This window comes from Mesorhizobium sp. WSM4813, assembly GCF_055811555.1.
Map to the genome: position 1 here is coordinate 1 of NZ_JBVVQU010000176.1, position 256 is coordinate 256.

The window sequence follows — 256 nt, forward strand, 5'->3', positions numbered from 1 at the left end:
GTTGAGCGTCGAGATGGTCAGCGTGCCGGGCGCGAGCTGGCGGTGCCCGTCGGGCGTGTGGACGCCGTGCTCCTCGACCAGCTTGAGCGCACGGGCGGTCGAGAGGTGGCGGCCCTTCCGGTTGGTGGTGCTCTTCTTCACCGCAGCGACGATCTCGCACCAGCGCTCGATCTCGGTGTCGCCCATCACGCGCGCGTGGCCCCGGTCGGAGCGGTGCGCGTCGCGCGGGCGGCGCTCGCCGCGCAGCAGCCGGCAC

Annotated in this window: 1 pseudogene; it reads right to left on the bottom strand. The window is 73.8% G+C overall.

The annotated features are described in order from the left end of the window. Positions 1 to 256 (bottom strand): annotated as a pseudogene (locus AC0L25_RS32555) (IS481 family transposase); the annotation flags it as partial.